14 protein-coding genes are annotated in these 13107 nt (G+C 58.7%); 7 read left to right on the top strand and 7 right to left on the bottom strand.

Going from position 1 to position 13107, the window contains the following annotated elements:
* Positions 1-192: 192 nt before the first annotated feature.
* Positions 193-1416 carry a PQQ-dependent sugar dehydrogenase gene (locus GWR55_RS00340; RefSeq protein ID WP_162400483.1) on the bottom strand — a complete coding sequence of 408 codons (1224 nt, stop codon included), beginning with the start codon at positions 1414-1416 and terminating at the stop codon, positions 193-195.
* Positions 1417-1689: 273 nt separating this feature from the next.
* On the opposite strand from GWR55_RS00340, the gene GWR55_RS00335 reads away from it, so the two are divergent.
* Positions 1690-2154 (top strand): single-stranded DNA-binding protein, encoded by a 465-nt coding sequence (locus tag GWR55_RS00335; RefSeq protein ID WP_162400482.1) that lies wholly within the window; start codon positions 1690-1692, stop codon positions 2152-2154.
* 155 nt (positions 2155-2309) lie between these two features.
* On the opposite strand, the gene GWR55_RS00330 is transcribed toward GWR55_RS00335, so the two are convergent.
* Positions 2310-3155 (bottom strand): hypothetical protein, encoded by an 846-nt coding sequence (locus GWR55_RS00330; protein ID WP_162400481.1) that lies wholly within the window; start codon positions 3153-3155, stop codon positions 2310-2312.
* Positions 3156-3291: 136 nt separating this feature from the next.
* On the opposite strand from GWR55_RS00330, the gene cyaY reads away from it, so the two are divergent.
* The 4 genes from cyaY to GWR55_RS00310 all read left to right on the top strand — a co-directional run bounded on the left by cyaY (position 3292) and on the right by GWR55_RS00310 (position 6721).
* Positions 3292-3642, top strand: coding sequence for an iron donor protein CyaY (cyaY, locus tag GWR55_RS00325; RefSeq protein WP_162400480.1), 351 nt, complete (start codon positions 3292-3294; stop codon positions 3640-3642).
* Between the two features lie 82 nt (positions 3643-3724).
* Positions 3725-4600, top strand: coding sequence for a glycosyltransferase family 2 protein (locus GWR55_RS00320; protein WP_370521255.1), 876 nt, complete (start codon positions 3725-3727; stop codon positions 4598-4600).
* A 36-nt stretch (positions 4601-4636) separates the two neighbouring features.
* A complete protein-coding gene (locus tag GWR55_RS00315; RefSeq protein WP_162400478.1) occupies positions 4637-6265 on the top strand; it encodes a M28 family peptidase in 1629 nt (542 codons plus the stop codon).
* Positions 6266-6304: 39 nt separating this feature from the next.
* Complete coding sequence (locus GWR55_RS00310) at positions 6305-6721, top strand: cobalamin B12-binding domain-containing protein (protein WP_162400477.1); 417 nt, start codon at positions 6305-6307, stop codon at positions 6719-6721.
* On the opposite strand, the gene GWR55_RS00305 is transcribed toward GWR55_RS00310, so the two are convergent.
* From GWR55_RS00305 to GWR55_RS00285, 5 genes are all read right to left on the bottom strand, one after another.
* The gene (locus tag GWR55_RS00305; RefSeq protein WP_162400476.1) at positions 6711-7448 is read right to left on the bottom strand and encodes an SDR family oxidoreductase; all 738 of its coding nucleotides are present in this window, start codon (positions 7446-7448) and stop codon (positions 6711-6713) included. The two genes, GWR55_RS00310 and GWR55_RS00305, sit on opposite strands and share 11 nt — an antisense overlap.
* A gap of 51 nt (positions 7449-7499) precedes the next feature.
* The gene (locus tag GWR55_RS00300) at positions 7500-7940 is read right to left on the bottom strand and encodes a thioesterase family protein (RefSeq protein WP_162400475.1); all 441 of its coding nucleotides are present in this window, start codon (positions 7938-7940) and stop codon (positions 7500-7502) included.
* Between the two features lie 29 nt (positions 7941-7969).
* Positions 7970-8749: an enoyl-CoA hydratase/isomerase family protein gene (locus GWR55_RS00295; protein WP_162400474.1), complete on the bottom strand. Its 780-nt coding sequence runs from the start codon at positions 8747-8749 to the stop codon at positions 7970-7972.
* A gap of 37 nt (positions 8750-8786) precedes the next feature.
* Positions 8787-9674, bottom strand: coding sequence for a hydroxymethylglutaryl-CoA lyase (locus tag GWR55_RS00290; protein WP_162400473.1), 888 nt, complete (start codon positions 9672-9674; stop codon positions 8787-8789).
* A gap of 126 nt (positions 9675-9800) precedes the next feature.
* A complete protein-coding gene (locus tag GWR55_RS00285) occupies positions 9801-11624 on the bottom strand; it encodes an acyl-CoA carboxylase subunit beta (protein WP_162400472.1) in 1824 nt (607 codons plus the stop codon).
* A 112-nt stretch (positions 11625-11736) separates the two neighbouring features.
* Between GWR55_RS00285 and GWR55_RS00280 the strand changes: the two genes are divergently transcribed.
* On the top strand, positions 11737-12276 hold the full coding sequence (locus GWR55_RS00280) for a hypothetical protein (RefSeq protein WP_162400471.1): 540 nt from the start codon (positions 11737-11739) through the stop codon (positions 12274-12276).
* A 201-nt stretch (positions 12277-12477) separates the two neighbouring features.
* A complete protein-coding gene (pncA, locus tag GWR55_RS00275) occupies positions 12478-13104 on the top strand; it encodes a bifunctional nicotinamidase/pyrazinamidase (protein WP_162400470.1) in 627 nt (208 codons plus the stop codon).
* Positions 13105-13107: the final 3 nt, after the last annotated feature.

The following is a 13107-nucleotide window of genomic DNA, read 5'->3' as shown; positions in this document are numbered from 1 at the left end:
CTAAGGCTAAGAGACCACAGTTCCTTCGACTGCGCTTCTCGCGATACGGCCGCGAGAAGCTTCGGTCAGGATGACACCTTCGGGGGCTGCAAGAAGAGCATGTGCTCGCAAAACACTTCAGGCCCACCATCTGTCCGGGAGTGGTGGGCCTGAAGACTGAGTTGCTCTGTCGTCAAGAATGCAAAACGAACATTACTTCGGCGTCACACGAAATACGCCGCCCTCGCGCGAATCCTCCAGCAGCCAGACCGCGCCATCGGGGGCAACCTCTACGTCGCGGATCCGGTGCCCCACATCCCAGCGCTCCGCAGGCTTTGCCCCACCCTTGTCATCGAAGGTAATGCGGTCAAGAACCTTGGTCGCCAGTCCCCCGATCAGCGCAGACCCCTTCCACTGAGGAAACATCTTGCCGTTGTAGAAAGTAAGGCTGCCGGGAGCAATCACTGGAACCCAGTAAATAACAGGTTTGGTGAGGTCTGGCCTTGTGTCGGGACTGGGAATCGGCACGCCGTTATAGTTGTGGCCATATGAAACCAGCGGCCAGCCATAGTTCTTGCCGGGTTGGATCAGATTAAGCTCATCGCCGCCTCGCGGGCCATGCTCCAGCTCCCACAAGCGGCCATCCGGTGCGAAGGCCAGGCCATAGGGTGTGCGATGCCCCGTCGTCCAGGTCTCGGATGGCGTCAGATTGGCTCCCGGGAAGGTATACGTCCTGACGACCGGAGCATTCTTTGCAGCTTCCGTGTCAGATGGGGGATCGATGACAGGCACACTGGCCGCACCCTTCTTTCCTGCCATCGGATTCCCTTTTGCCGGCTTGCCATCCAGCGTCAGGCGCAAAATCTTGCCGAGCGGCTGATTGGGGTCCTGTGCGGGTGTCATACGCTGCCGGTCACCAACGGTCAGAAACAGATATTTTCCATCCGGAGAAAACGCCACTTGCGCGCCGAACTGGCCGCCCTGACCTCTCTCCCCATCACGCCAGATTACCTTCAGGTCCTCGAGACTTGCCGAATCCTTCCCGAGCGCCAGCTTCGCCTTTGCCAATGCAAGACTTGAGCCTCCATCCCCAGGCTCTGAATACGTCAGATAAACACTGTGATCCTTGGCATAATGCGGCGACAGAAATACTCCCAGTTGGCCCCCCTGCCCCCGATAAAGCACCGGCGGCACATTCGCCACCGGGGTCTTCTGCCCCTGCTGCGTCACCAGCACCACGCCACCCACCTTCTCGGTGATCAGCATGCGACCGTCCGGAAGAAACGCAATTCTCCACGGCAGGTTAAGCGTCGTCACCTGCGTCATATTGAAGGGCAGGTTAGGATCGCCCTTCTGTTCGCCTGCATTGATCTGCGCATACCCCTGACTCGCTGCCAAAGCTGCAAACAGCCCGGCGATTACCACCACCTGTTTCATCTCGCCTTCCTTTATTCGTATAGATTGCGCTGCTGGTTATAAAACCCGTCCCCGCAAGTATAAGGATAAGTGCCGCTTATTGCTAAATCCGCGAGGAACCGTAGAAAGAGATGGCTCTCGGGAGATCGCTTCGGCATCGATACCCGTTGCCCCGTGACGATAAAAACGAACTACATTTGTCTGACGCAGCCATCAGGGCAATAGCGTCACAATTCAGCGGCCCATCTGCTATCCTCAACCTTCATAACCTGAAACAAATCGGAGCACTTCCTCATGGCAAAAGGCGTCAACAAGGTACTTCTTCTCGGCAACGTGGGCAAAGACCCCGAAATCCGCTCTACGCCCGGCGGCACCATCGTCGCCAGCTTTTCCCTGGCCACTGCGGACCGCGCGAAAGACCAGCAGGGGAACTGGCAGGACAGAACCGAATGGCACAACCTGGTCGCCTTCAACCGCACCGCCGAGATCGTCCGGGACTACGTCAAAAAAGGCACCCAGCTCTTTATCGAAGGCAAGATCCAGACGCGCTCCTGGGATGACAAGGAGTCCGGTCAGAAGCGCTATCGCACCGAGATTCTCGTCAATGAGATGAGTCTCCTCGGTGGCCGCGGCGAAGGCTCCTCTTCCGGTGGAGGCGGCGGCTATTCCCGCTCCAACACGAGCAGCTTCGACCAGCGGCCTGCGGCCGAGCCCGACTACACCGACCAGGGAATCACCGACGACGATATTCCCTTCTAGGACGATCTTCATCAAGAGCGACTTGTCTCGGTCATCTCGACCGCGACAAGTCGCTTTCCTCTGTTCCCTGTTCCCTCAAAAAGTGCCCTCCTGAGCGAAGCCTGAATGGCGTAGTCGAAGGATCTGCGGTACTCCCCAATACCAAACAGTATGGGTTAGAACACGAACCGCACGCTGGTCGCAAAAGTATTGTTATGGGTATGGTAGTTTGTCACCGCAGTCTGGAACCCGGCCCCGACCGTGATTCCCAGACGGCTACTCTCCAGCTTCCGGATCGGGAGCTTTCCAACGACAATCCCCGGCGATAGAAAGGTCTGTGTCTTTCCATCCCTAGTGCCGCCGAAGTGGCTGGTCGTATTCACCTCCAGCTCCGGAGTGAAATACTTGCCGACCTTATACTGCGCGACTGTATTCCAGTGAATCGTTCGCCCACTTGTAGAGACCTTCGAGACTGGCAGACCGCCGCCGACTGCGCTGAAGACTGCGAACTTCCCAAATCCTTTGCCGCCGATGACCGTCGGAGTAATGACTGAGGCGGGGGCACCATTTTTATAGCTGCCCGTCGGGATCGTCCAGGCCAGCGCGCCGCTCAGGATGTAGTTCCCCTTCCTCTCGGGTCGTGCGGTAAACCTGTACTTACCCAGCAGGATCATGTCCCCGAACCCGTCCTGCTGACCACCACCGTGCATGATCCAGCCGGGAACGAGAATATCGATCTGCGTATTCGCAAAGGGGATCAGGTTGAATCCCTTTCCACTGCCGAAGTGCCAGTCCGTCTGGCCCGCAGAGGTCCGCTGACTGGTAAAGTCGCTGCGAAACACCTGCGCCAACGTCGCAAAGGGCGAAAACATAGGCACAGCCCACTTCGGCTGTTCCGCCTGCGTCTTCGTTGCACGCGCCTCCCAGCGGGAAGAAAAATTGTCAATGAAGTTGCCGTTATCCTCAGCTTCGATAGCCGGGGCGGCAAACAGCAGAATTAACGGAAATAGAACTCTGTGCAAAACAGCTCCTTCTATCCCGTATTTTTTTGATTGGAAAGCGCCGAAATCTCTTGCGATCGGCTCGTTGATTTCCAACATTCTATCTCAGGCGCTTCGTTTCGCACGGATTGCAGAAAACTGCCGCTACACTATATTCATGCTCGACGAAGCGACCTTCCGCCGTGAATCAGACGGGGCTTTAGAAGCCCTCAAACAATCTCTCATCCTCGCCGAAGAGCAGAGCGACTCCGATGAGGTTCCCTTCGAGACCGAAGAGAAGAATGGGGTTCTGAACGTGCTCTTTGAAGAGGATGGCAGCAAGTTCGTCTTCACGCCAAACACCCCCGTTCGCCAGATCTGGATCTCGGCGCTCTCGACCAGCTTCAAGCTCGAGTGGTCCGAAGAAAAACATGCTTTCATCCTGCCGAAGACCGGGGAAGACCTCAAATTTCTCACCCAGCGGCTCCTGCGCGAGCACCTGGGAGACAGTTCCATCACGCTTTCCTGAAAATCGTCCCGTCCAGCATTGGAGGAAAATACATCGTCCTGGTACTGGACAAGACCGCAGGATATGGCACAATCCCTCTAGCTTGCCGATCGATCCTGAAATTCCGGTCAAGACTCCCTCCGCCGATCATCGAGATCGTGGAAGCGAATTTGCGGCCACAGATGACGGCATTCAGCGGCAGACCCTCTCTGTCGCCATCATCACGCTCAATGAAGAGGGCAATCTCGCGCGGACGCTGTCCAGCGTTCAGTTTGCCGATGAGATCATTGTCGTCGACTCCGGCTCGACCGACCGCACCGTCGAAATAGCCCGCGATTTCGATGCCAAGGTCGTCCATGAGCCCTGGAAAGGTTTTGCGCGGCAGAAGAACTCCGCGATCGAAAAATGCACAGGCAACTGGATTCTCTCGCTCGACGCCGATGAGGAGCTGACGATCGAGCTTCAACGCGAGATCCGAATCCTGCTGCGCAATAAACCCAAAGCCGATGCTTACATGATTCGGCGACGCAATCTCTTTCTCGGAGCATGGATGCACTATGGCGGTTACTACCCGGATCCCAAGCTTCGGCTCTTTCGCCGTAACTCCGCCAACTTCGCTCCGCCGGCACGCTTTACCGAAAGGCCGGTTCACGAGACCATAGCCTTCGACGGCATTCTCGACACGCTGCAGCACGACCTGATTCATCACGCCTATCCCACGATCGAAAGTTACATCGATCACATGGACCGCTACAGCACGCTCGGCGCACAGATCATCGTCGAAAAGGGTAAGACCAGCCGGTCCTGGTGGAGCTTCTACTACAACGTCTGCCTTATCCCCACCTTTACCTTCTTCTGGAACTTCATCTTCCGCCTCGGATTCCTCGACGGTCGCGAGGGCTTCCTGCTTCACCTCTATCACTCCACCTACACCAGTTGGAAGTACGCGAAGGCCTGGCAGACGACGCGCCGATCGTAGTTCAGAACGAGCCCCGGGACGTGCTACAAAGGACGCATGTTCCTGCGCAAACTTCTGTGTATCTCTCTGCTGACGGCTCCCCTCTTCGCCCAGAACTCGACTGAGGCCATCCAGCGAGGCGCCGATCTCATCAGAACAGATGACCTGAAGGGCGATATCTTCTTCCTCGCCTCAAAAGACATGGCCGGCCGCGATGCAGGCAGCCTGCAGGATCACATTGCGACCGACTACATCGCCTCCGAGTTTCTGCGCCTTGGCCTGAAACCGATGGGTGACGACGGAACATTCTTCCAGAAGATGGAGATACTCACTGGAAGGCCCGATGCACAGCAGACAACGCTCAGCACCACGATCAACGGAGAAAAACACAGCTACACCCTGGGCCACGACTTCACCATGGTCCGGCAGAGCATACGCAACGCATCCGCCTGCGGCGAAGTCGTCTTCGCGGGCTACGGCATCAGCGCCCCCGAGTTCGACTACGACGATTTCTCCGAGATCAATGTAAAAGGAAAAGTCGCGCTCGTCTTCCTTCGCGAACCGCAGGCCAACGATCCGCAATCCAGGTTCATGGGCACGTGGGACAGCTATCACGCCTTTAATTGGCACAAGATCGAAGAGCTGCGCAAACGCGGCGCCGCAGCCATCCTGATCGTGCAGGACCGAACCCCGCGCGACGTAAAGCCTATTCCGCCGACGTCTCCGCGGCCATCGGGACAACCCTCTTACGCACTCGCGGGCCAGATGTGGGATATTCCCGTCTTCCTCATCAAGCGAGAAGTAGCCGACCAGCTTCTGGCGCCCAGTGGAAAGCAAGCGGACAAACTCCAGGCCGCGATTGACCGCTCCCTCCATCCTCAGTCCTTCGACATCAAACAGAGCTCTGCCTGTCTCGCCAAGTCCTATAGCGATATTGCCAGCCGCGAGGGACGCAACGTCGTCGCACTGCTAGAAGGAACCGATCCAAAGCTCCAGGCCCAGACCATCATCCTCACGGCGCACCACGACCATATGGGCGAGGCCAACGGCCACATCTACTACGGCGCCGATGACAACGCCTCCGGCGTAGCGGGGCTTCTCTCGGTCGCTCGTGCGATGACCCAGGCGAAGCTTCACCCGAAACGCAGCGTGCTCTTCCTCGCCTATACCGCCGAAGAGCGCATCTTCCTCGGATCGTATTTCTACGTCACGCACCCCGTAGTGCCGCTCAACCAGACCGTAGCGACACTAAATCTGGACATGATCGGACGCAACGAAGATGACGCTAACTGGCCCACGCCCGCCGATCACAACATAAACATGGTCAACGTTCTGGGCACGCGCTACAACCCTGCACTTCGCCGCGTTATCGATCAGCAGAATCGGCATGAGGGCCTGAAGCTCGACTACAAGATGGACAAGGTCGATCCCGACTCGCTCTGGTCGCGCAGCGATCACTTCTGGTTCGCCACCATGCACATCCCCCAGGTCGAGTTTCAGACGGGACTGCACCCGGACTATCACACCGAGAACGACACCTGGGACCGTATCAACTATCCCAAGCTGACGAAGATCGCACGCCTCGTCTATCTCTCTGTCGCTGAACTTGCCAATACAAGCCGCGAGATTTCATTCCTCCCCGCAGGAGTGTCATCCACCGGCACGCCGGCAACGAAACCTCGCTAAGTTAGCCTTCAACGTATGCAGGACGTATACTCTCCTCGCATGGCGACTCCACCCATTCGCGTCCTTGTAGCCAAGCCTGGGCTCGACGGTCACGATCGCGGAGCCAAGGTGATCGCGCGGGCGCTGCGGGATGCCGGTATGGAGGTCATCTACACCGGCCTGCGGCAAACTCCGGAGAAGATCGTCTCGGCAGCCATCCAGGAAGACGTAGACTGCATCGGCCTGTCGATCCTCTCCGGCGCGCACAACGCAATCGTTCCACGCATTGCCGAGCTTCTGCGCGCCAGCCATGCCGAAGACATTCTTCTCGTGCTGGGCGGAACAATTCCCGAAGATGATGTTCCGAAGATGAAGGAAAGCGGCGTCGCAGCCATCTTTGGCCCCGGTACGCCGCTTGAAACAACCATTCAATTTATTCGGGAAAACGTAAAGCCTCGAGGTCTGTTTACCAGCTGACCGTTTCGCCCATATGGAAGAAGCCGCCAGTAGGGCCGTCCGGTCCCAGCGTGGCCAGCGTCACTTCGGTCTTGGCGCCATCAACAACATCCATGGGAGCAGCATCCGTGCCAAGGTCAGTCTTCACCCAGCCCGGGTGTGCGGAGTTCACCTTGATCCCCGCTCCTTTGAGTTCATGAGCAAGGTGAACGGTATACGAGTTCAGCGCAGCCTTCGAAGAGTCATACGCGAGCGCCTTGGCCTCATAGATCGGCGAACCCTCGATGGCATGCAGCGTCAATGAACCCAGAATGCTCGACACGTTCACGATCCGGCCCGCATCGCTCTTCTTCAGTAGCGGGAGAAAAGCGTTGGTGACAGCAACGGCCGAAAAGAAATTCGTCTCAAACGTATCGCGGAGCACCTGTTCAGAGACAGTCGAGCTGTTGTTGCCGCCGATGGGCTCAAACATCACGCCTGCATTATTGATCAGGATATCGAGCTTTCCGTACTCCTTCTCGACCAGTCCTGCAGCTGCCTTTATATCCGCAGCGTTGACAACATCGAACTTGACGGCTCTGGCGTCAATTCCTTCTTTCTTCAGCTGCTCAGCCGCAGCCTCGCCTTTAGCCGCATCGCGCGCGCCCAGGAGGACCGTAATACCCTGCTTCCCAAGCTGACGCGCCGTCTCAAGGCCAATACCCTTATTCGCGCCGGAGATCAGCGCAACCTTCTTGCCTGTGCTCATCGTCTGTTTCCTCACCTTATGCTGCGTCCAGGCAGCAACTGTCGTTGAAGTTCAGTCCTTCAGATGAAGGACCTGTGCGAAACGGTTCGCATATTTCTCCGGAAGTGACCGACTTTTCATCTCCCTATTAACGACCACATGCACGGTCTCGCCCTCGCACAGCAAAATGTCGTCCGCTTCACGCTTTACCTGGTAGCCAAACTTGATGACAGCGCCCCGTGCGGCCTTCAATCGCGTCTCAATCCGAAGCTCGTCATCGTAGCGTGCCGGCGACTTGTACCGTGCTGAAACCTCAACCACTGCAATCGCAAGCCCGTCCTCCTGCTCCATCGTGCGGTAATCCATGCCAAGGCTGCGGATAAAATCCACGCGGCCTATCTCAAACCACACCAGGTAGTTTGCGTGATAAACCACGCCCATCTGGTCCGTCTCTGCATAGCGCACACGTACGCGCGACTGGCTTGTGGGCTTCTTCTCTGCTTCTCGACTCATCCTTCCAGTCTATCGAAGGAACAATCCGCCTATCTTCCCCACACCGGACGCCGCTTTTCCAGAAAGGCCGCAATGCCTTCCTCGAAGTCCTGCATGGTTCGCGCCTCCGCATTCGCCGTCATGGAGTACGCGATGGCTGTATCCAGCCATGCCTGGTTCTGCTTTGCCATCAGACGCTTGGTGGCCGCCATCGCCTGCGGGCTGTTGGCCTTCAGCCGCTGCGCCAGCAGGTTCGCCTGCTCTGCAAGCTCCTCCGGATGGAAGATCGACGTGACCAGCCCCATTCGCTCCGCCTCCTCCGACGAGAAAAACCGGCCGCTCAGCAGCAGGTCCCGCGCCTCCTTTTCTCCAACCTGCAAGGCAAGAAATGCGGATACCAGCGCAGGAACAAAACCGATCTTCACCTCGGTGAAACCGAACTTCACACCCGGAGCGGCGAGGGTAAAATCGCAGATCGTCGCCAGCCCCGTTCCCCCGGCGATCGCCGCACCGTGCACGACCGCGATCGTCGGCTTGGGAAGCTCATACAGCACCCGGAAGAGGCGCGCCACCCGTTCGGCATCTGCAATGTGTTCCGCCGGCGATTCGGTCACGATCCCCTGCAGATGAACCAGGTCGAGCCCGGCGCAGAAGGCATCTCCGGCCCCGGTCAGCATCACCACCCGGCAACTTCCCGTGGCAGCTTTTTCCAGGGCTGCAATCAGCTCATCCAGCATCTCCGGCGTCAGCGCATTGCGGCGAGTCGGACGGTTCAGCAGGATGGTCTTGATGCCGTCGTGTTCACTTACCAGAATTGATTGATAGCTCATCGTCTTCCTCTAGCCCTGTGAATTCCTGCGAAGCGAATTATTGCACCCTCGCGCCATACTTGCGCGCAATCTCCGCACTTGCCGACTGCAGACTTTCAAGCGGACCCAGCTGAGGCAGTTCTGCTCCCAGTGCGCGCAACTCTTCCAACACCATCTCCGTCGGAAGGTTGCCCAGCAGAACATCTTGTGCGAACGGACACCCGCCCAGGCCGCCGATGGCAGCATCGAAGCGCCTGCATCCGGCGTTGTAAGCCGCACGCACCAGCTCGCGAGTATTCTCGTATCGGCCATGCAGGTGAACGCCAATTTCGATCTGATCGTGCACAGCCATCACGTCGCTGACGACGTCCGCTATCAGCTTCGGAGTCGCCATACCGACCGTATCGGCCAGCGAGATCTGCGTCACGCCCGAGTCGACCAGCAGATCGCAGGCGTCCACCACCTCATCGATCGACCACGGATCGCCGTACGGATTCCCGAAGGCCATCGAGATATACGCTGCCACGTCCAGCCCTGCCTTATAGGCGAGCGTGCCGACTTGCTCCAGAGCTTCAAGCGATTCCTCGGGAGTCTGATTCTGATTTCGCTTCAGGAACTCCGGCGAGATGGAGTAAGGAAAGCCGAGCGTCTGCACGGCATCGGTCTTGATCGCACGCTCCGCGCCTTTGGCGTTGACGACGATCCCGATGATCTCGATCTCGCTGTTTGAACCAGAGCCTGGAGCATCGAGGTAATCCAGCACTTTCTCGGAGTCCGTCATCTGGGGCACGGCCGCCGCAGAGACGAAGCTAACGGCATCGATGTGCCGGAAACCCGCCGCGATCAACAGGCGCAGATAGTCTGCCTTCACCTCCGCGGGAATATGCAACGGCAATCCCTGCCATGCGTCACGCGGGCACTCGATGATTTTTACCGCATTGACCACAAAAAATATCCTTTCGTCATTCCACGACACATGATGCCGTCATTCTGACCCTGAGCGAAGCCGAAGGGGAAGAATCACTGTATTCCGTCCCGAGCGCCACATCTACCCAGGGTTAGCTATGACCTTTCACGTCTGCAACACCCCCGGATTGAACCTCGGCACCTCCGGATTCAGCGCACAAGCCTCCAGCGCAGTCATCAACACCTCGCGCGTCTTCGCTGGATCAATGATCGCATCCACCCACATTCTCGCCGCGCCATATCGTGGATCGGCCTGTGCGTCATACGTCGCCTTGATCTCGTCCCAAAGCTTCTTGTAGATCGCCTTCTTCTCGTCTTCGGAGAGCGTCTTTCCCGAACGCTCCATCTGCTTTACCCGCACCTCGACCAGCGTGTTCGCCGCCGATGCCCCACTCATCACCGCATACCGCGCCGTGGGCCAGGCAAAGATAAATCGCGGATCGTATGCTTTGCCGCACATCGCATAATGCCCCGCGCCAAAGCTTCCTCCGACGATGATCGTGATCTTCGGCACAACACTCGTGCTGACCGCCGAAACCATCTTCGCCCCGGCCCGAATGATCCCGCTCCACTCCGCATCCTTGCCCACCATAAAGCCATTGACGTCGTGCAGAAAGATCAGCGGCACCAGGCTCTGGTTGCAGTCCATGATGAAGCGTGCCGCCTTCTGCGCACTCTCCGTGTAGATCACGCCGCCGAACTCCGTGCGCTTCGATCCCGCCTGCGGACCCATCGCCACCGTCTGCTGCTGGTGCATCTTCTGGTTGGCGACGATTCCCACAGCCCGTCCACCGATTCGCGCATACCCGCACAACACCGTGCGACCAAAGTCGGCCTTGTACTCGTCGAAGTGCGACCGGTCGACCAGACGCGCAATCACCTCGCGCATGTCGTACATGTTCGTCGCCGCCTTCGCCGGATCGGGATCCATCAATCCATAAAGCTCCTCGATCGCGTAACGGGGAGCATCCCTCACCGCATCAAATGCCACCCGCGAAAACACCTCGCCATGCCCCGCCATAACCCCGGGTGCCCCATCTTCGCGCGGCTTCATCGCGCTAAGGTGGGCATCGCGCGAAGCGCGACCATCTGTGTGCTGCCGCTGCCCCAGCATCCCCACCAGCGACCTCAACCGCCCAATACATCCGGCGTCATCCTTCTCCTTGAAGTCGACAGTGCCGGAGATCTCCGCATGCATTGCCGCACCGCCCAACTCCTCGGGATCGCTCTTCTGGCCAATAGCAGCCTGCACCAGCGAAGGCCCGGCAAGAAAAAGCCCTGAACCCTCCGTCATCAGCACGGTATCGGTCATGACCGGCAGATAGGCTCCCCCGGCAACGCACATCCCCATAATCGCCGTAATCTGCGGAACCCCAAGCGCGCTCATCACGGCGTTATTGCGAAACACACGCCCGAAGTCGTCCTGATCGGGAAACACATCCTCCTGGAGCGGCAGAAACACCCCGGCGGAGTCCACCAGGTACAGCGTCGGGATTCGATTTTCAAGCGCAATCGTCTGGGCGCGCAGAACCTTCTTCGCCGTCATCGGGAAGAACGCTCCCGCCTTCACGGTCGCGTCGTTGGCGACGATCATGCACAGCCTGCCGCTCACACGGCCAAGGCCCGTGACGACTCCCGCTCCCGGCGCGCCGCCGAACTCCTCGTACATCCCGTGCGCCGCCCACAAGCCAAGCTCCAGAAGCTCCGTCCCCTCATCCAGCAGAAGCGCCAGCCGCTCCCGCACGGTCAGACGTCCCTTCGCATGTTGTGCCTCAACGGCCTTCGCGCCACCGCCCCGCCGGATCACCGCCTCCTGCTCGCGCATGGCAGTCAGCAACGCCAGCAGCGCTGCCCGATTCGCGGTGAACCGTGTCCCGTTCGCATCCAGCTTCGACTCCAGCTGTCCCTCCGACCCTCGGTCCTCCGTCATCGGCACCGCCTCTCAAAGACTCGTCAACATAGCATCTTAGTCAATGCGAACGCCATCGCGATGCACGCAGTTCCGACACCGCTCCGTGTACCCTGTCTCTGCGGAGGGTTCTATGCGGAGCACAACCTGTCTAGCCAGCCTGCTCATCCTGGCATCTACCACGTTCGGCTGTCGTCAGTCCGCCGCGCCGTCAGAGAGACCGGCAAACCCTCCCGCTGCCGCATCAACGCAGCCTGCCGCTGCTCCCCCTCAGCCCAACACCGCAGCAATCGATCGGTCCATCTCCACCAACGTAGGCGACCCGGCCAGAGTGCGGGAGATCCTCGCCACGCTCCAGCAGTCCGTCCAGAAACACGACGCCGCAGCCGTCGCCGCAATCGTCAGCTACCCCATCACCATCAATCCTCACAAACCGGACGCCCTCATCATCCGTACCCCGAAGGTATTCGTCGAACGCTACGACCAGGTCATCACGCCGCATATCGCGGATGTCATCGAGAATCAGAAGTACGAAACCCTCTTCGTCAACGACCAGGGAGCCATGCTCGGAGACGGCGAGGTCTGGATCGCCGGAATCTGCAAAGATAAAACCTGCCAGCAAACCGACATCCGTATCCGAACCATCCAGAACACCACAGGCAAGCCAAAGTAACGAATACCGGGTGACAGGGTGCGGGTGATTGGGTCCGGGTGCCCCATCTTCGCCGCGAAGCGGCCAAGGTGGGATATGCGAGCCGAGTGCCAAAGTGCAGGTCCGAATGACAGGGTGTAGGGTGACGGGTGCCCCATACATGCGAAGCATGTGTGGGATATTCGAGCAAAGCTCGAACCGTTCTCTTATCATCAGAGCTCAATGATCTCCCTTGGCCCCACCGACGCCCTCCTCGTCATCGACATGCAGAATGACTTCTGTCCCGGCGGCGCACTCGCCGTCGAGCGCGGAGACGAGATCGTCCCCCTCATCAACCAACTCGGCCAACGCTTCGAGCACGTCATCCTCACGCAGGACTGGCACCCCGCCGGACACATCTCCTTCGCCTCATCCCACCCCGGCAAGCAGCCATTCGAAACTACAGAGCTCGACTACGGAACGCAAACTCTCTGGCCCGATCACTGCGTCCAGGGCACCCCCGGAGCCGATTTTCATCCCGGCCTCAACCTCCCCCACGCCGAGCTGATCCTCCGCAAAGGCTTCCGCCGCCACATCGACAGCTACTCCGCCTTCCTCGAAGACGACCACACCACCCCCACCGGCCTCGCCAGCTACCTGCGCGAACGCGGACTGAAGCGGCTCTTCCTCTGCGGGCTGGCATACGATTTTTGCGTTCGCTACTCCGCTATCGACGGAGTTGCGACAGGCTTCGAGTGCATCGTCATCGAAGACGCCACGCGGGCAGTGGGATTATCCGGATCGGTGCAAGAAACGCAAGAAGTTCTGCGATCTTCTCGTGTCGCTCACACTTCATCCTTAAATATCTAAAGA

This window comes from Edaphobacter sp. 12200R-103 (assembly GCF_010093025.1).
Taxonomy (GTDB): Bacteria; Acidobacteriota; Terriglobia; order Terriglobales; family Acidobacteriaceae; genus Edaphobacter.
This window is presented reverse-complemented; position numbering and strand designations above follow the sequence as displayed.